The following is a 16413-nucleotide window of genomic DNA, read 5'->3' on the forward strand; positions in this document are numbered from 1 at the left end:
TTCTTTTTGTCTACCGCTCAACGATCCCCTCCGGATGCGTGCGGCTGGCAACCCGGCACAGCACAGGGTCCAGCCGGCTGAAATAGTTTTGCCCGCCTTTTCGCCTGACGTATTTGCAGGCGCTGTAGTTCTGCTGCAGAAAGTAGGCGTTAACGTCCGCCAACTGAATGAAGTAGGAATGCCCTGAGTGCCGGTGGACGGCATCTTCCACGATCGTGGTTATGGGCACGGCAAAACTGCCCGTACCATAGGCACGCGGTATGGGATTGTAGCGGCGCATCCGGCGGCTCAGATTCCGTAGCTTCACCTCATCGGTCTGGTCGACCACCAACAGTCCCCTGTCGTCCGCGTTTTGTGGCCCCGGGAAATTCTTGTGTGAGAGTGTGTTGTGAAAGCGCTGAATCAGCGTGGTCCAGGCGATCTCAAAGATGTCCTGGTCCGCTGCCTTGTTTCGCTTGTCTACCACAACGTTGATGATGGTGATGTCGGGTAGCGCGGCCTGAAAGTCTATGGCCTCACGCAGTATGCGTAATCGCATGGATTTGACGATGCGTTTCATCTCGCCGGGATGGTGGATGAAATCGGCGGCGTGTATTTCATCGCGCAGCTTCAGGTTATGTTGCGCGCGCATATGGTGCCGAAACTGGATGATAGCCTCCAGCGTGTCGTGCCACCGCAGTTCGTGCAGAACGATGCCGCTTAAACAAAAGAAGTCGGTAGGGCTGTTATGTAAGCCGACGTCTCCGCTTTCGTCGGCGTAGAGGAAATACATCAGGCAGCCACGCTTTTAGTAGCAATATTGAGTACGCCGGAGAAGGCAGCGTTTAAAACTGACTGGCGAAGTGCAGACGCCTTTTCACCGACCCTTTGCACTTCGTCACTGGCCGCTTGAATGGCAGCTTCGCTCACTTCTAATCTCTCGCAAATTTCAACTGCTTCGGCCACTGGAGGTAAAGGGACCGGAATTTCCTTTACGAGGCCGCCGTTCAAGGCTGGCTGGTTACCGCCTTGGCCCATGGCGCGAACCGCTTCGTAGCGGAACTTCAATAGCCAGAAAATGTATTCCGGCGGGATCGGCGTGTCGCCCACGCGTATTGACGCTGCATTTTGATTGTGGCCCGCTGTAATGTCGAGAATAGCCGCCTGACCCCTCGTTTTCCCTTCGCCAATCATCGCGAGTAATACGGTGCCGGGTGGATGCAGTCGAACAGCCGATTTCTGCAATCCTAGTTCAGTAATCGTCTCGCGAGTTTCGGAAATTCTACAGAATGCGACTTCGCCGCTACTAACCCAGTTGATGTACCCGCTCCAATAATTCGCTTCTTTCCGGGAAGGGGTTCCGCCTACAAATACGTCGAATAGTTGGCCGAGTGTGGACCAAGCCCATCCGGCCGGCAGGTCGGGAAGGTCAGCAGATAGCTTGTATTCCGGGAGTTTGTATTTTTTCTTCCAGTCATCATTCTTCGGCTGCTTGCTCTTCGCCGCCATCTGCTCCAACTCGGAGTTAACCCACGCCTCGCGGCGAGCCTTGAGGATGCGCTGGAGGAGTTGTTCGCCGGATTCGCCGGGCGGTTGACCATTGCTGGCGTTTGTTTCGCGCCAGTCGCGGGTGAGTTCGCCGGTGATGGCGGCCTTGAGCAGGGACTGGCGGTAGCGCTCGACGAGCTTTTGCACGCGCGCCAGGGCGCGCTCGCCTTCGTCGATCTGACTGAAGAGTTCGTCGATTTTGGCAACTATTTCAGTTTGTTGGTCGCGAGGCGCAACCGGAATTTTCGCCTCACGCATATACGCCGGCGGCACACGAAGCTGACCCACCGCGCCGCGCATGTTTCGTTGAGCATCCTGCCGAAACGCTGATTGCACCAAGAAATAGCGTAGATAGTCTGCGTCCAGCCCCTCGCGGGGCCGTAAGACATGAAATTCGGTAGAGCCGCAGCCAATTCCGTTTCTGAGCCCGCGTACAACAGCGACCTTTCCGTTCTCCATTGATGGTGTGATTTTGGCAAAAAGGACATCGCCGTCGCGGAAGCGGGTGTAGCCTTTTTTGACCTCTCCGAACAACTTTCTGACAGAGCTATCAATATTGCCTGTCAGTTCCTCCACCGCTGCCATCGGTAAAAACGTGACCTCGGTGTCGTCCGCAACCGAGACAGCTTTGCCGCTCGGGTTTACCTCGGCTACCTCTTCAATATTTGCTTCGCGCCACTCGGGAAGGGGTGGGTTTACATTCTGTTCACTCACGCCGCCAACACCTCCCCAAGCTCATCCAGCATCGGCTTCAGTTCAGCGCCGAACACATCCTTGGCCGCCACAACCCCACCCCAATCCGAAAACGGCTGGTCGCGCATCAGGTCCGCCGGTTCGATTTCGACATTGGCGGCCAGATAATCCCGAATCGCTTCCAACCAGCTCATCTGTTCTTGGGTGAATTGCCGGCCGGCCTTCTTCTGCCGCCCCGCCCACAGGTTGAAGCGCTGGCGCACGCCTACGTCGTAGGGCTCCAATACGTCGGTCTGGCCGGTCGCAAAGCGAACGAGGGAAATGATGTCCGTAAGCACCTTGTCGCTGGGCGCGCCGCGTACCAGGGTGGTATGCAGGCGCTTATAGGCCTGCCAGACATCGGCGGTGGTCAGGTGGTGCGGCGGGTCGGTGAGTTTCTGCGCCAGTTCCTTGACGGCGGCGTAGGTAAGCCGTTGTTTGCCGTAGGGCTGGCTATACAGGATTTGCAGGGCCAGCAGTTCGTTTTTGTTGGCCTCGATGAAGTCCTTGAAACTGGTGACGCGTTCCTGGGCTTGGCCCATGTCGTATTCGGCTATGACGACGCTGTCCGACGTCCATTCGTCGATGACTATATCGGTTTTCTTCTTGATGGCGACAAGGGTCTTGCGGACCTCGGCGTCGTCGAAGGGGGTGCAGGCTTCGTCCTTGAGGGCTTCGGCGACTTGTTCGGCCTGCGCGTCCGTGGCGGTTTCACCGTGGCGTTCCAGCACTTGCGCCTGCTGGTAATCCGGGTCGATGGCGTTGAGCAGGCCATGGGCCAACTGTTTGAGTGTGCGCCCGTCGGTGGCCTGGCTGATGCGGCTGCGGTCTTCGTCGTCTATCTGCTGGTCCAGGGCCGCCAGACGCGCGGACAGGCTGGAAACCGCGTCGTCATCGCGCCGGCCCTGGGCGATTTGTTCCAGCAGCTTGTCGAAGGCCAGGCTGCGCTTGCGCTCCAGTGGCTGGGAGGCGGATTTCTGGGTTTCGGTCACGCCCACGGCGTCGATGAGTACGAAGCGGGTCTTGGTCTTGGCATCGGGCGTGACCTGGTGCAGGTCGGCATCGCGGATGGTGCGCACGCCGCGGCCTTTCATCTGCTCGTAATAGCCTTCCGATTTCACATCCCGCATGAAGATGACGCATTCGACGGGCTTGATGTCTGTGCCGGTGGCAATCATGTCCACGGTGACAGCGATGCGGGGGAAGGGGTCAACCCGGAAAGCCTTGATGAGTTCTTTCGGTTTTTCGCTGGTCTGGTAGGTGATTTTCTTGGCGAACTCGTTGCCCTCGTTGAAGACCTCACGCACCAGAGTGACGATTTCCTCGGCGTGGTTGTCATCCTTGGCGAAGATGAGGGTCTTGGGCACCCAGTGGCCGCTGCGGCCGGGGAATAGCTCGGTAAAGAGATTGTCTCGGTAGCAACGGAGCACCGCGCGTATCTGGTTGGGGACGGTAACGGAGCGGTCCAGTTGCTGACCGGTGTATTCCAGCGCGTCGTCCAATTCACGGTAGCGGATGGCACGGGTGCGGCGGTCGCGCACGGGCACATGAAAACCCGCATCCACCGAACCGCCCTTGCTGGTGACCTGGGTGTCGATGCGGAAGACCTCGTAGCCAACGTTGACGCCGTCCGCCACGGATTGCTCGTAGGGGTATTCAGCCACCAGATTACTGTGGAAAAAACCGAGAGTGTGTTTCGAGGGGGTGGCGGTCAGGCCCAGCAGGTAGGCGTCGAAATACTCCAGCACTTGTCGCCAGATGCCGTATATGGAGCGGTGGCATTCATCGATGACGATGAAATCAAAAGTCTCGATGGGGATGCGCGGGCTATAGGGCACGGGGCGAATGTCGCCCTGTTCACCGTCCCATGTCTCGAAAGAAGACGTTTCCTCGGCGTCTTCTGCCAGTTCTTCACCCTTGAGCATCGCGTATAGCCGCTGGATGGTGGTGATGACGACCTGGGCGTCGGGGTCGAGCTTGTTGGAGCTTAGGTGCTGAACGATATAGGTGTTCGTGAAACGGTGCGCCGCGCCGGGGGCGAGATAATTCTGGTATTCCTTGAGGGTCTGGTCGCCCAGGTTGTTGCGGTCCACCAGGAACAGAATGCGACCGGCCTCAGCGTACTTCAGTAGCCGCCAGCTGAATGTGCAGGCTGTGAAGGTCTTCCCGGCGCCGGTAGCCATCTGAATGAGTGAGCGCGGCTTGTCGTCTGCCAGAGAGCGCTCGAGGCCCTCGATCGCCTCGATCTGGCAGTCGCGCAATCCGGTGTGGTCGAGCGGCGGCATGGCTGCCAGCCGGGCGCGCAGCGTGGTGTCGTTCTGCAGCCACTCCAACAGTGTTTCAGGTTTGTGGAACGCAAAGATATTTCGCGAGCGGGGCCTGGGGTCGCGACGATCACGAAATAGGGTTTCATCGGCGGTGGATTCATATGCAAAGGGAAGCCGGCTATTCCATTGGGCCACGTGATCCGGAACGGTATCCATATAGCGTTCGGATTGCTCGGCCACGCCGCTGAGCGTTGTGCCGGCTGGCTTGGCCTCAATAACGCCTGCCGCCTTCCCGTCAACAAAGAGAAGGTAGTCGCAGGGGCCTTTCCGGAGCTGAAATTCTCTAACCGCTACGCCGGTTGAGGCGTTTCGATTGAAACCGTCACGGTCTTGAATTACCCAGCCGGCCGCGCTCAGGAGCTGGTCGATAGCATGGCGTGCTGCTTCTTCCGGATGAGGGGGCATACCGAGCCTTCGTTATCGCCAGCGGGCTTTCCTTGATCTGCAAGGATTGTATGGTGCTGATCTGTGATGGAAGGTGTTGTCACTCTTTAGAGCGACGTTATCAGAACCGATTGCAGGTGTGCGGATGCGAGACGAGGCCCTATCCGATGCTCTGGCCAGGGTTGCTGAATTCGATGTTTGGCAGCTTGCCGCGATGATGCTGGGGCTTGATCCCGACAAAAGGCTGCATCGCGACTGGGTCATTGCCGCTACCGTAGAGCAAGACAGTAAGGACGGCTCCGATCTGCCCGAGTTGGACCAGGTTGTTGATCCATTAGACGCACATAGGATTGTTCTTTTGCTGGAGGCGCTTGTCTATGCAGGGCGGTTGAAGAACGTGGAAGCCATGCGGCAAGGAAAAAGGCGCCGCGGCGGTATTTCCAAGCAGGTTGCGGAGGAAGATGGTGATTTGGCTGCCAGGGATGCGCGCATCTATGCAGCGTTCCATAGACATGCGCGTGTTTATGGCCGGCGAGGTGCATTGCAGCACATTGCTGAACGCTTCGAGATGTCTCCTCAGAATGTCGGGCAGCGGCTAAAAAAGCATGAAGCACGATTACCCGACGATCAAAGCGGGAACCAAGACGCTCTACTGGAGCGACTGCGAAAGTCGTAAAAGACCGTTTAGCTGACTTTCAATCGCGTTGCTCCAATCTGGATTCCATACCGATCAATGGAGTTCAGATGACCACACTAGATCACCTACCGTCGGATTTTGCTCTCCGCTTGTTGCCACCTTCGGAACTGGCCAAACGCATTCCGTATCCGCCAAGCACTCGAGCGCTTCGGATCTCACAGGGGCTATTCCCCAAGCCGGTCAAGCTCAGCGACCGGGCCGTGGCATGGCCTGAGCACGAGATTGAAGCGGTAATCGCGGCCCGCATTGCCGGATACGGTGATGACCGGCTACGCCAGCTAATTTCCGAACTGGAGCGGCTGAGATCGTCAATCCCCGGTGTTCGGCAGTCTCTCCCGGCAGATGCTGGTTCAGCGCGGGAGAGTTCGGATGGCTAACGATGCGCCCTACGATGGAAAGCTGGTTTCGGCCCCACCTCTGATTCACGAGCGCCAGGTCTTGGTTTCGTATCTTAGTCACGAAACAGCGATCATCTATAACTCGCCGCGGGTGTTCGTTCATTTTCGGGTGCATGAGCCGACTGGGCTTTCGGAGCCGTTTCTTTATCGGCCCTACCGAGTCCATTCGCTGATCGGTAAGCCACGCAAGCGTGGGCGATATCGGTTACGTCATTCACATTTGCTTTACCGGCACTTCGTCTCGCTAACCGGCGCTGCCACGCGGCCCGATCGCGTGTCGCTGAAATCGCTCGAGGGCGCGATGATCCGGGCGTCAGTCCGCACCGTGACAATTGATTGGAGGCAGCGGAGCCTTCCCGAGGCTCTCTATTACTCGGTCATTGATGAATTGCTGGCGGTTGAGGCGGGCGCTCTGGAGGCATCAAGGCATCCGCACTGATGTGCTTCAGCAATACCAGTATCCATATCCGTACCTGTACCCACTCGCCATCGGCCGAAACGAACGTCTCCCAACGGATTGCGTCGGGCCGACTGGCAACGAACTGGGCCTTGGACAAAGTGGTAGCCCGGTGTTCAGACCAATCGAATGACCACGCCGGTCGGCTTTATGAGCCGGCCGGTCCAAGCCAATGGAATTCTGAAGGCTAGATAGATTAATGAGGAGTGATAGTCATGTCCGAGCATAACGGTAAGCGGGCGAGTACCGCCGATCCTCAACGTGCTGACCGAGACGATCCATCGGTCAAGTTGCTGGGCGCCACGAATCTCGCAGCGTTGACGTTCAAGAGCTTTACGGTGCCATCAGGGGATGTGCCTAGCGCCGGCGCGATCGCGAGGGATCTTCGGGCGAAAGTGGAATTGGCCGCTGCGGGTGATTTGAGCGACTCAGAGGCAATACTTGTGACTCACGTGCACGCGCTGAATGCGGTCTTTAACAACCTTGCATATAAGGCAGCCAATGCGGATTCATTAGAGCTAGTGGAGAGCTACTTGAAGCTGGCACTCCGTGCGCAGAGTCAGACCCGCTCAACGGTCGAAACGCTGTCTGAGATGAAGGGCCCGAAATCTGTCGCGTTCGTCCGTCAAGCGAACATCGCTCACGGGGACCAGCAGGTGAATAACCATCGTCAGAGAAGTTCCGAGTCGGAAACAAATTCCGCGAAACAAACTGAACGGAGGGATAGTGATGCAAGGCAAGCGTTGGACACCCGAGGCTCGGCGTCGCCAGGCCGCTCGCATCAGGGAGACGAAACCTTGGCTGCGGTCAACTGGCCCTCGGACGCCGGACGGTAAGGCGCGAGTCTCACAAAATGCGTATCGCGGATCAGTGCGTCCGGCGATGCGTGAGTTGAATCGCTTGATAAGAGAGATGGAGGAACAACGCCATGCTATTAAGCTGAGACAGTAGCGTTCGAATGGTGGTAGGGACGTCCGGAATGTCTCGATCAAGTCTCGGTGCTCAACAGGTCGGATTGCTTTAGACTGCGTGCCGCTTGGCGGCGCGCTGATGTTTTTGATTCCGCTAGTGCCTGATTTGGCCAATTCCTAGCCGCCGAATGACTATGTCTAGTCCGATCAACGCTCGGGTTTTGTGTAGCCCCATTTGTAGCCGATTCACGATAAAAGCCAATATAGTTAAAATGAATCAATGCCTTACCGTGAAAAGCGGCAAGCAGGTCCAGAACATCGAATAAATGACCGATTCCGCAGACACATCCCGAGGCCGGTTGTTCGTCATCTCGGCCCCCTCCGGCGCGGGCAAGACCAGCCTGACCCATGCCGTGATCGAGCGCCTGGCCGGGCATGGCCGTCAGGTCTGCTTTTCGGTGTCGTACACCACCCGGGCGCCGCGGGCCGGGGAAACCGATGGGGTGGATTACCATTTCATCGACGAAGCCCGCTTCGTGGCCATGATCGAGGCCGGAGCGTTCCTCGAGCACGCCCGCGTATTCGACCGGCGCTACGGCACCGGCCGGGCTGAAACCGAGCGCCGGCTGGAAGCCGGCCTCGACGTGGTGCTGGATATCGACTGGCAGGGCGCGCGGCAGGTGCGGGCGGCCAGTCCGGATGTCACCACCATCTTCATCAAGCCGCCGTCTCGGGACGAACTGGAACGGCGGCTGCGCAACCGGGCGCTGGATGACGAGGCCACGATTGCCCGCCGCATGGCCGAGGCCGACGAGGAACTGGCCCACGCCCATGAATACGACCACCACGTGACCAACGATGACTTCGACGCCGCGGTCGAGGAACTGACCGGCGTCTTCCTTTCGGTGCTGGCATCACGCGGCGGTATTGCTTAAACTACTGGGTTCACCATAACGAGCATCGAGCATCCATGGCGCGAGTCACCGTAGAAGATTGCATGGCCCAACTGGGCAACCAGTTCGACCTGACCCTGGTCGCCTCCAAGCGCGCGCGACAGCTGGCGCGCGGGGCGAATGCCCAGGTCGGCTGGGAAGATGACAAGAGCACCGTCGTGGCGCTGCGCGAAATCGCCGAAGGCCTGGTGGGCCGGAGCATTCTCGAAGAGGTTGATCTGCCGCCGGTGCCCACCAGCCAGGACGGCCCGCCGGCGCCGCCTGCCGAGGAGCTGGCTGAAGAGGACGAGGATCTCAAGCCCGCGGCCAAGGTGAAGCCGGCCGAGGACGACAGCGAAGCCTGAATCCGGGCGGCCTGCGCCGCACAAGCCGGAATAACCGACGCCGTGCCCATGCACGGCGTTGTTGTATCCGCGCCGTGTCCGGTGGCCTGCTGACATGCCGGGCACTTTGGCAGTAGTCTGGTGTCTTCGGGCAGGGACAGCCCCCGCGGGCCCAAATCGGACCATGGTGATATCGACCGGCATTCATCGCATCAGCACGGCGCTGCACACGTCGCGTGTGTCGCGTGAGTATGGTATCGATACGCTGATCGAGTTGCTGCGCACCTACATGACGCCGGAACAGATCGGCATGGTGCGACGCGCCCATGCCTACGGCGAACAGCAGCACCGGGGCCAGTTCCGCAAGTCCGGCGAACCCTATATCTACCATCCACTGGCGGTCGCGCGCATCCTCGCGGAAATGCGCATGGACGCCACCACGCTGTCGGCGGCGCTGCTGCATGACGTGATCGAGGACACCGATACCGCGCGCGAGCAGATCGCCCGCTCCTTCGGCGAGGAGGTGGCGTTGCTGGTGGACGGCGTCAGCAAGCTGGACAAGGCCCAGTTCCGCTCCCGTGCCGAGGCCCAGGCCGAGAACTTCCGCAAGCTGATCCTGGCGATGACCCGCGACCTGCGGGTGATCCTGGTCAAGCTGGCCGACCGGCTCCACAACATGCGCACGCTGGGCTCGATGAAGCCGGTGCAGCGCCGGCGCGTGGCCACCGAAACGCTGGACATCTACGCCCCCATCGCGCGGCGGCTGGGCATCAATTCTCTGCGCCAGGAACTCGAGGAGCTGGGGTTCGAGGCCCTCCACCCGAAGCGTTACGAGGTGCTCAAGCGCGCCTCGGCGTCGATCGTGGGCGATCGCAAGAGCCTGGTACGGGAAATCGAGGAAACCCTGGCCAGCGCGCTGGCCCGCGAAGGCATCGAGGCCAACGTCATCGGCCGGCGCAAGAACCTGTACAGCATTTACCGCAAGATGCGCGAGAAGCACCGGCGCTTTCTCGACGTGGTGGATCTCTACGGGTTTCGCGTGATCGTCGACGAGGTCGATGCCTGCTATCGCTCGCTGGGGATCGTGCACCACTGTTACCGGCCGATCACCGAACAGTTCAACGACTTCATCGCCAACCCCAAGGTCAATGGCTACCAGTCCCTGCATACCACCCTGATGGCCCGGGGCGGGGTCAAGTTCGAGGTGCAGATCCGCACCCGCGAGATGCACCACATCGCGGAAAGCGGTATCGCCGCGCACTGGCAGTACAAGCTGGGCAAGGACGGCCCGGCTCGCATGACCGCCATGGATGCCGACGCCAGCGAATGGCTGGGTACCCTGCTGGAGTATCACGCCGGAGATCCGGATTCGGCGCTGTTCCTGGATAACCTGCGGGTGGATCTGGTGCCGGACGAGGTCTACGTGTTCACCCCGAAGGGCGAGATCATCCGGCTGCCTAAGGGCGGCACCTGCGTGGATTTTGCCTACGCGGTACATACCGAACTGGGTGATCACTGCGTGGCTGCACGAGTTGACGGTCAGCTGGCGCCGCTCAACAGTCAGCTGGAATCTGGGCAGGTGGTGCACGTAATCACCGCCAAGCATGCACGGCCCAACGCCGCCTGGCTGCATTTCCTGCGTACCGCCAAGGCTCGCAGCGGCGTTCGCAACCATCTCAAGAACCAGCGGGAGGACAAGGCCGCGCGGCTGGGGCAGCGTCTGCTGGACAAGTCGCTGCGTGAACTCGGTTTGTCGCTGCGGCGGCTCAGCCGGGACGATCGCGAACACGGCCTGGCGGAGATGGAGGAGCCGGACATGGAATCGCTGTATTCCAGCATCGGCCTGGGGGAGCGGCTCGCCCCGCTGGTGGCTCGCCACTTCCTGCCGCCCAGCGCGGCCCAGCGCGAACGGCGTCGCAGCGAGCCGCTGGCGGTGCAGGGCACGGAAGGGCTGGTGGTGGAGTTCGGCAAGTGCTGTCATCCGGTGCCGGGGGATGCCATCCACGGCCTGGTCAGCGTGGGCCGGGGTCTGGTCGTGCACCGTTTCGGCTGCAAGTTCAGCGCCAAGAAGGTCCGCCCCTCGGACCGGGTGGAGCTGACCTGGTCGGGGTCGGTGACCGGCGAATATCCGGTGGAACTGCGGATTCAGGCCCGCAATGAACGCGGCGTGCTGGCCAAGCTCACCTCCAAGCTGGCGGATGCCGGTTGCAACATCGAAAGCGTGCAGTCGCCCGAACGCAGCGGTTCGATTTCCAGCATCCGTTTCCTGGTGGCGGTGACCGACCGGGGCCAGCTTGCCCGCCTGATCCGCCGGCTGCGCCGCCTGTCGGTGGTCGAGCGCGTCGCCCGCGCGTGAGGGCGCTGGCCGCCGCGTTGCTGGCGCTGATGCCCATGGCCGATGCCGCTGCCGCGGAACCCGCCACTCTGGCCGGCCATGTCGAGTTTCTGGCGACGCTGGACCCGCCGCGCAATTTCGATCATCCCGGCAGTCTCGACCGGGCGGCGGCCTACATCGAGGAACAACTCGAGCGGGCCGGTTGGACCACCCGCGAACAGCCATTCGAGGTGCGTGGCAACACCTACCGCAACATCGTCGCTCGGCGCGGACCGGCCGATGCGCCCCGGGTGATCGTGGGGGCGCATTACGACGTCCACGGCGATCTGCCCGGCGCCGACGACAACGCCAGCGGCGTGGCGGTGCTGATCGAACTGGCGCGGATGCTGGCCGATTACGAGCCGGCCGTGGGTCTGGAACTGGTGGCCTTCACGCTGGAAGAGCAGCCCGCCTTCTCGCTGGGTGCGATGGGCAGCGCCCACCATGCCGATCAACTGGTGGCCGCGGGCGTCGAGGTGCGCGCCATGCTGGCCCTGGAGATGCTCGGGTACTTCCGCGATCTGCCCGGCACCCAGCGCTTTCCGGTACCGGTGCTGGGGTGGTGGTATCCCACCACCGGCAATTTCGTCGGCCTGATCGGGCGCTGGCGCGACCGGCCATTGATGCAGCAGGTGCAGGCCGGCATGCGGGCGGGCGGCGATGTCCCGGTGCATTATCTGGCTAGTCCCCTCGATTTTCCGGGGCTGGACAACTCCGACCACCGCAACTACTGGCCGCACGGCTGGCCGGCAGCGATGGTCACCGACACCGCCTATTATCGGAACCCCAACTACCACACCCGCTTCGACATTCCGGGCACGCTCGACTACCAGCGCATGGCCGCGCTGGTGCCGGCCCTGGCCGCGGCGGTACGTTCACTCACCCAGACAGAGGATGCCTCGCCACCATGACCCGCCAAGTGATTCAGACCGACCGCGCGCCCCAGGCCATCGGCGCCTATTCCCAGGGCGTGCGCGCCGGCAACACGCTGTACGTGTCCGGCCAGATCCCGCTCGACCCCGACACCCAGGCGCTAGTCGAGGATGACATGCCCGGGCAGATCCGCCGGGTATTCGCCAACATCGCCGCGGTGGCCGAGGCCGGCGGCGCCACCCTGGCGGACGTGGTCAAGCTGCATATCTATCTGGTGGACATGGGTGACTTCGGCGCAGTCAACGAGGTGATGGCGGAGACCTTTGCCGAGCCCTTCCCGGCCCGGGCCGCGGTCGGGGTGGGGTCGCTGCCCAAGGGGGCCCGGGTGGAGGCCGACGCCATTCTGGTAGTGGCCGACTGACGTGCCAGTCGCCGCCAGCGATCCGGTCACCGCGCTGCCCGGCGTCGGTTCCGGACTGGCGGCGAAGCTGTCGCAGCTCGGCGTCGAGCGGGTGGTGGACCTGCTGTTGCATGCCCCGTTGCGCTACGAGGACCGCACCCGGGTGGTGGCGCTGGCGGCGCTTCGGCCCGGCGCCTCTTCGCTGGCGGTGGGTTGTGTGGAACATGCGGAAATCCGCCATGGCCGCCGCCGCAGCCTCAATGTGGTGCTGGCCGACGGAGCGCATCGGGTGCGCCTGCGCTTCTTTCATTTCGGGGCCGGTCAGACCAACCGTCTGGTGCCCGGTGTCTGGCTGCAGGTGTTCGGCGAAGTCCGGGCGGCGCCGGGCGGTCTGGAAATGGTGCATCCGGAAACCCGGGTGCTGTCGGGTCCCGCTGACGGACAGGCGCCGACCGATCGCCTGACGCCGGTGTATCCCACCACCGCTGGGTTGACCCAGGCTCGCCTGCGGGGGCTGATCGAGCCATTGCTGGAGCGGCTGGACGAATCGGGTTTTCTGCCCGAGTCGCTGCCGGATGAAATCCGCGCGGATCAGCAGCTGCCGCCCCTGGGCGAAGCGCTGCGAGTTCTGCATCGCCCGCCGGCGGACGCCGACCTCGCCGCAGTGCTGGAAGGTCGGCATCCGGCCGTGCGGCGGCTGGCGTTCGAGGAAATGGTGGCGCACCAGGCCGGTCTGCGGGAACGGCGGCGCCGCATTCGCCAGCGCCAGGCGCCGCGGCTGGTGTCCTCGGGCGGGCTGCTGCGGCAGTTCCTGCAGCAACTGGGCTTCGAGCCCACAGCGGCCCAGCGGCGGGTGCTGGACGACGTGCTGACCGATATCGCCGGCGGCGAGCCCATGCTGCGTCTGGTGCAGGGCGATGTGGGCTCGGGCAAGACCCTGATCGCCGCCGCTGCCGCCGTGGCGGCCGCCGAGGCCGGCTGGCAGACCGCGTTCATGGCCCCGACCGAACTGCTGGCCGAGCAGCATGCCGCCACCCTTGCCGGGTGGCTGGACCCGCTGGGCCTGCCGGTGCGGTCAGTGATCGGCGGCCGCACCGAGGATGCCACCCGGGCCGCGCTGGCCGGCTCGGAACCGCTGGTGGCGGTGGGCACGCATGCTCTGTTCCAGTCCGGCCTGGGATTCGGCCGCCTGGGGCTGACCGTGGTGGATGAACAGCACCGCTTCGGCGTGCACCAGCGGCTGGCTCTGCGCGATCAGGGTGAGGCCGGTGCGCTCACCCCGCATCAGCTGATCATGACCGCCACGCCGATTCCCCGCACCCTGGCCATGAGTGCCTATGCCGATCTGGATACCTCGATCATCGATGAACTGCCGCCCGGCCGCACCCCGGTGACCACGGCCGCGGTGCCCGCCACCCGGCGCGACGCCGTCGTGGATCGCATCGCCGCCGCCTGCGCGGGCGGGCGCCAGGCCTACTGGGTATGCACGCTGATCGAGGAAACCGAACAGGTACAGGCCCGGGCGGCCGAAGCCACCGCCGAGGAGCTCACCCAGGCGTTGCCGGACTGCCGGGTGGGGCTGGCCCACGGCCGGATGAAATCCGCCGACAAGGAAACCGTAATGCGGGCTTTCGCGGCCGGCAACCTCGACCTGCTGGTGGCCACCACGGTGATCGAGGTGGGGGTGGACGTGCCCAATGCCTCGCTGATGGTGATCGAGAACGCCGAGCGGCTGGGCCTGGCTCAGCTGCATCAGTTGCGCGGGCGGGTGGGCCGCGGGCGTACGGAAAGTCATTGCGTGCTGCTGTATCAGCCGCCGTTGGGTGAGCTGGCCCGCCGGCGGCTGTCGGCCCTGCGGGCCACCACCGACGGATTCGTGATCGCCCGCGAGGACCTGGCCCTGCGCGGCCCCGGCGAGGTGCTGGGCACGCGTCAGACCGGCGCGGTGAATTTCCGCATGGCCGACGTCATGCGCGATGCCGATCTGGCCCCGGCCGCCCAGGCTGCGGCGGACCGATTGCTGGCGGCACATCCGCGGTTGGTGGCGCTATTGGCCGAACGCTGGCTTGACGGGGGCAGCGAGTACGCGTCGGTGTAGGAGGCGCGCGACCGCAGGTGCCTTAGCCCGGCCGGGGTATGAACCAGAGGGGACTTATAACCAGCCTCGGCGCCGGAACAGGATCAGCATGCCCACCGCCAGTGTGAGCATGCCGCCCAGCAGGACGGGGTAGGCGTATGGCAGGGACAGTTCCGGCATGTTGCCCGGCAGATCGGTGTCGAAATTCATACCGTAGAGGCCGGCCACGAACGACAGCGGTATGAAGATGGTGGAGATCACCGTGAGCACCTTCATGGTGTCGTTGAGCCGGGCCGACGACAGCGACAGATGCGTGTCCAGCAGGCTGCTGCAGGCATCCCGGTAGCCGTCGAGCAAGTCGTTGACGCGGCGTGCATGGTCCTCGGCGTCGCGGTAGTACGGCAGGTTATCCGCGACCAGCAGCGGGTGTTCGCTGCGAACCAGCTCCCCGAGCATGGCCGCCTGGTGCCAAAGCACCTTGCGCAGGCCGATCAGATCGCTCTTGATGTGATGAATGTGGCTGACCGGGTTCTGGCGCGGGCGAGTGAAGATGTCCTCCTCCAGCGCGTCGAGTTCGTCGGCATAGGTTTCGAGCAATGGGAAGTCGAAATCCACGATCAGATCGATCAGCGCATACAACAGGTAATCAGCCCCGGCGTGGCGGATGCGCCCCTTGCCGGATTGAATGCGCTGGCGGATCGGAGCGGTGATGTCGTCGCTGCCGGCGTGAAAGCTCAGCACCAGCTGCGGGGAGGCGAACACGCTGACCTGCTCGAAGCGCAGGTTACCGGCATCGCGTCGGGGCAGCGCCAGGGTCACGAACAGACAGTCGTCGAATATCTCCAGCTTGGGTCGCTGGCCGAGGTTCTGCACGTCCTCGACTGCCAGCGGATGCAGGCCAAAGGAATCCCGCAGGCGGGCCAGGACCGAGGGCGGGACGTCGCCCTGGAAATGCAGCCAGTCCAGCCGTGTCGAGGCGGTGATGTCCGGACACTGGTCGAAGTTCTGGTAATCCGCCTCGGTCGCGCCCGCCGGGTCGTACGACATATGCCGGATCACCAACGGATGCTGGCGGGGGGCCTCGCTGTCGTGGGCCAGGGCGCCGGGGCGGGTACCGGGACGAAGATTATCGGGCAGCAGATAACGCAGCATGGCGACTCCGAACGAACGCGCTGAAACTCGCGCAAGCCTATCGCCGTGCGGGGCAGTCGGCTACTGCCGGCCTCCTGGCGCTGGTGCCCGGGCCGGCGCCCAGACCTCCACCCGGTCGGCGCCGGCCGCGATCAGTGTGCGGGCCAGCTCGGCCACGGTATGACCGGTGGTGATCACGTCGTCGACCACCGCGATGCGGTAGCCCGCCACCGGGGCCGCGACCCGGAAGGCCCCGCGAACGTTGGCGGCGCGCTCGCGGGCGGGCAGATCCGCCTGATGGCCGGTTTCGCGGCGGCGCATGGCCAGATCAGGTCGCACCGGTACACCGAGATGGCGTCGCAGCCCGGCCGCAATCTCCGCCGCCTGGTTGAAGCCGCGTTCGCGCCGGCGACGCGGGTGCAGTGGCACCGGCACCAGCATGTCCGCATCGGTCCCGGCCGCCGCGAGGCGGTCGGCGAGCAGGGCCGCCAGCAGCGGTCCGTGACTGACCTGACGGCTGAATTTGAGGCGGGTGATCAGCCAGTCCACCGGAGCTGCGTAGTCCAGGGCGGCGACGGCGGCGTCCTGGGGCGGCGGCGTCTGCAGGCAACGGGCGCAGCGGGTGGCGGTAGCTCCGGGCAGGGGCAGGGCGCAGGTGGCGCAGATGTCGCCGAGCCGGGGCAGGTCGTGATCGCAACCGGCGCACAGGTCCCGGTCCGGCTGGCCGGGTGCGCCGCACAGCAGGCAGTGCGGCGGGTACGCTATCGATTGTGCGGAGCGTAACCAGCTGTTTACCGTCATCAGCATCTCAGGTTGACAGCTAACGGGCGATGGGCAATCGTCGCGTCT

15 protein-coding genes are annotated in these 16413 nt (G+C 63.1%); 10 read left to right on the forward strand and 5 right to left on the reverse strand.

The genetic code is table 11. The annotated features are described in order from the left end of the window. Positions 1-10 precede the first annotated feature (10 nt). The 3 genes from RM532_RS04515 to RM532_RS04525 are packed head-to-tail and all read right to left on the reverse strand — an operon-like array spanning position 11 to position 4991. Positions 11-772 carry a DUF3800 domain-containing protein gene (locus RM532_RS04515; protein ID WP_311651974.1) on the reverse strand — a complete coding sequence of 254 codons (762 nt, stop codon included), beginning with the start codon at positions 770-772 and terminating at the stop codon, positions 11-13. Beyond that, a complete protein-coding gene (locus RM532_RS04520) occupies positions 772-2241 on the reverse strand; it encodes a restriction endonuclease subunit S (RefSeq protein ID WP_311651975.1) in 1470 nt (489 codons plus the stop codon). The genes RM532_RS04515 and RM532_RS04520 overlap by 1 nt, the downstream gene beginning before the upstream one ends. Beyond that, entirely contained in the window at positions 2238-4991 is a 2754-nt protein-coding gene (locus tag RM532_RS04525) for a type I restriction endonuclease subunit R (RefSeq protein WP_311651976.1), read from the reverse strand. The genes RM532_RS04520 and RM532_RS04525 overlap by 4 nt, the downstream gene beginning before the upstream one ends. Before the next feature lie 124 nt (positions 4992-5115). On the opposite strand from RM532_RS04525, the gene RM532_RS04530 reads away from it, so the two are divergent. The 10 genes from RM532_RS04530 (at position 5116) to recG (ending at position 14454) form a co-directional block, all read left to right on the forward strand. Beyond that, entirely contained in the window at positions 5116-5646 is a 531-nt protein-coding gene (locus RM532_RS04530; protein WP_311651977.1) for a hypothetical protein, read from the forward strand. A 68-nt stretch (positions 5647-5714) separates the two neighbouring features. Continuing rightward, on the forward strand, positions 5715-6044 hold the full coding sequence (locus tag RM532_RS15910; RefSeq protein WP_349255267.1) for a helix-turn-helix transcriptional regulator: 330 nt from the start codon (positions 5715-5717) through the stop codon (positions 6042-6044). Next, positions 6037-6504: a hypothetical protein gene (locus tag RM532_RS04535; RefSeq protein WP_311651978.1), complete on the forward strand. Its 468-nt coding sequence runs from the start codon at positions 6037-6039 to the stop codon at positions 6502-6504. Before RM532_RS15910 ends, RM532_RS04535 begins: the two co-directional genes overlap by 8 nt. Positions 6505-6737: 233 nt before the next feature. Then, entirely contained in the window at positions 6738-7358 is a 621-nt protein-coding gene (locus RM532_RS04540) for a hypothetical protein (RefSeq protein ID WP_311651979.1), read from the forward strand. A gap of 401 nt (positions 7359-7759) precedes the next feature. Beyond that, a complete protein-coding gene (gene gmk / locus RM532_RS04545; RefSeq protein WP_311651980.1) occupies positions 7760-8368 on the forward strand; it encodes a guanylate kinase in 609 nt (202 codons plus the stop codon). Positions 8369-8403: 35 nt separating this feature from the next. After that, positions 8404-8730, forward strand: coding sequence for a DNA-directed RNA polymerase subunit omega (gene rpoZ, locus RM532_RS15915; RefSeq protein WP_349255268.1), 327 nt, complete (start codon positions 8404-8406; stop codon positions 8728-8730). A 163-nt stretch (positions 8731-8893) separates the two neighbouring features. After that, a complete protein-coding gene (locus RM532_RS04555; RefSeq protein ID WP_349255269.1) occupies positions 8894-11065 on the forward strand; it encodes a RelA/SpoT family protein in 2172 nt (723 codons plus the stop codon). Continuing rightward, complete coding sequence (locus RM532_RS04560; protein WP_311651981.1) at positions 11062-11994, forward strand: M28 family peptidase; 933 nt, start codon at positions 11062-11064, stop codon at positions 11992-11994. Before RM532_RS04555 ends, RM532_RS04560 begins: the two co-directional genes overlap by 4 nt. Further along, positions 11991-12377: a Rid family detoxifying hydrolase gene (locus RM532_RS04565; RefSeq protein WP_311651982.1), complete on the forward strand. Its 387-nt coding sequence runs from the start codon at positions 11991-11993 to the stop codon at positions 12375-12377. The genes RM532_RS04560 and RM532_RS04565 overlap by 4 nt, the downstream gene beginning before the upstream one ends. 1 nt (position 12378) lies before the next feature. Further along, positions 12379-14454: an ATP-dependent DNA helicase RecG gene (recG, locus tag RM532_RS04570; RefSeq protein WP_311651983.1), complete on the forward strand. Its 2076-nt coding sequence runs from the start codon at positions 12379-12381 to the stop codon at positions 14452-14454. Positions 14455-14508: 54 nt separating this feature from the next. Here the strand turns inward: recG and corA are convergent, their stop codons facing one another. After that, positions 14509-15585, reverse strand: a complete 1077-nt coding sequence (corA, locus tag RM532_RS04575) for a magnesium/cobalt transporter CorA (protein WP_311651984.1) — start codon at positions 15583-15585, stop codon at positions 14509-14511. Between the two features lie 60 nt (positions 15586-15645). Continuing rightward, the gene (locus RM532_RS04580; protein WP_311651985.1) at positions 15646-16365 is read right to left on the reverse strand and encodes a ComF family protein; all 720 of its coding nucleotides are present in this window, start codon (positions 16363-16365) and stop codon (positions 15646-15648) included. Positions 16366-16413: the final 48 nt, after the last annotated feature.

This window comes from Spectribacter hydrogenoxidans (assembly GCF_031846275.1).
GTDB classification, from domain to species: Bacteria; Pseudomonadota; Gammaproteobacteria; order Nevskiales; family Salinisphaeraceae; genus Spectribacter; species Spectribacter hydrogenoxidans.

Bases quoted from the DNA above. Each gene is read 5' to 3' on its own strand.
- corA (WP_311651984.1), bottom strand. From the start codon at position 15,585: ATGCTGCGTTATCTGCTGCCCGATAATCTTCGTCCCGGTACCCGCCCC.
- gmk (WP_311651980.1), top strand. From the start codon at position 7,760: ATGACCGATTCCGCAGACACATCCCGAGGCCGGTTGTTCGTCATCTCG.
- RM532_RS04540 (WP_311651979.1), top strand. From the start codon at position 6,738: ATGTCCGAGCATAACGGTAAGCGGGCGAGTACCGCCGATCCTCAACGT.
- rpoZ (WP_349255268.1), top strand. From the start codon at position 8,404: ATGGCGCGAGTCACCGTAGAAGATTGCATGGCCCAACTGGGCAACCAG.
- RM532_RS04555 (WP_349255269.1), top strand. From the start codon at position 8,894: ATGGTGATATCGACCGGCATTCATCGCATCAGCACGGCGCTGCACACG.
- RM532_RS04580 (WP_311651985.1), bottom strand. From the start codon at position 16,365: ATGACGGTAAACAGCTGGTTACGCTCCGCACAATCGATAGCGTACCCG.
- RM532_RS04530 (WP_311651977.1), top strand. From the start codon at position 5,116: ATGCGAGACGAGGCCCTATCCGATGCTCTGGCCAGGGTTGCTGAATTC.
- RM532_RS04515 (WP_311651974.1), bottom strand. From the start codon at position 772: ATGTATTTCCTCTACGCCGACGAAAGCGGAGACGTCGGCTTACATAAC.
- RM532_RS04525 (WP_311651976.1), bottom strand. From the start codon at position 4,991: ATGCCCCCTCATCCGGAAGAAGCAGCACGCCATGCTATCGACCAGCTC.
- RM532_RS15910 (WP_349255267.1), top strand. From the start codon at position 5,715: ATGACCACACTAGATCACCTACCGTCGGATTTTGCTCTCCGCTTGTTG.
- RM532_RS04535 (WP_311651978.1), top strand. From the start codon at position 6,037: ATGGCTAACGATGCGCCCTACGATGGAAAGCTGGTTTCGGCCCCACCT.
- RM532_RS04565 (WP_311651982.1), top strand. From the start codon at position 11,991: ATGACCCGCCAAGTGATTCAGACCGACCGCGCGCCCCAGGCCATCGGC.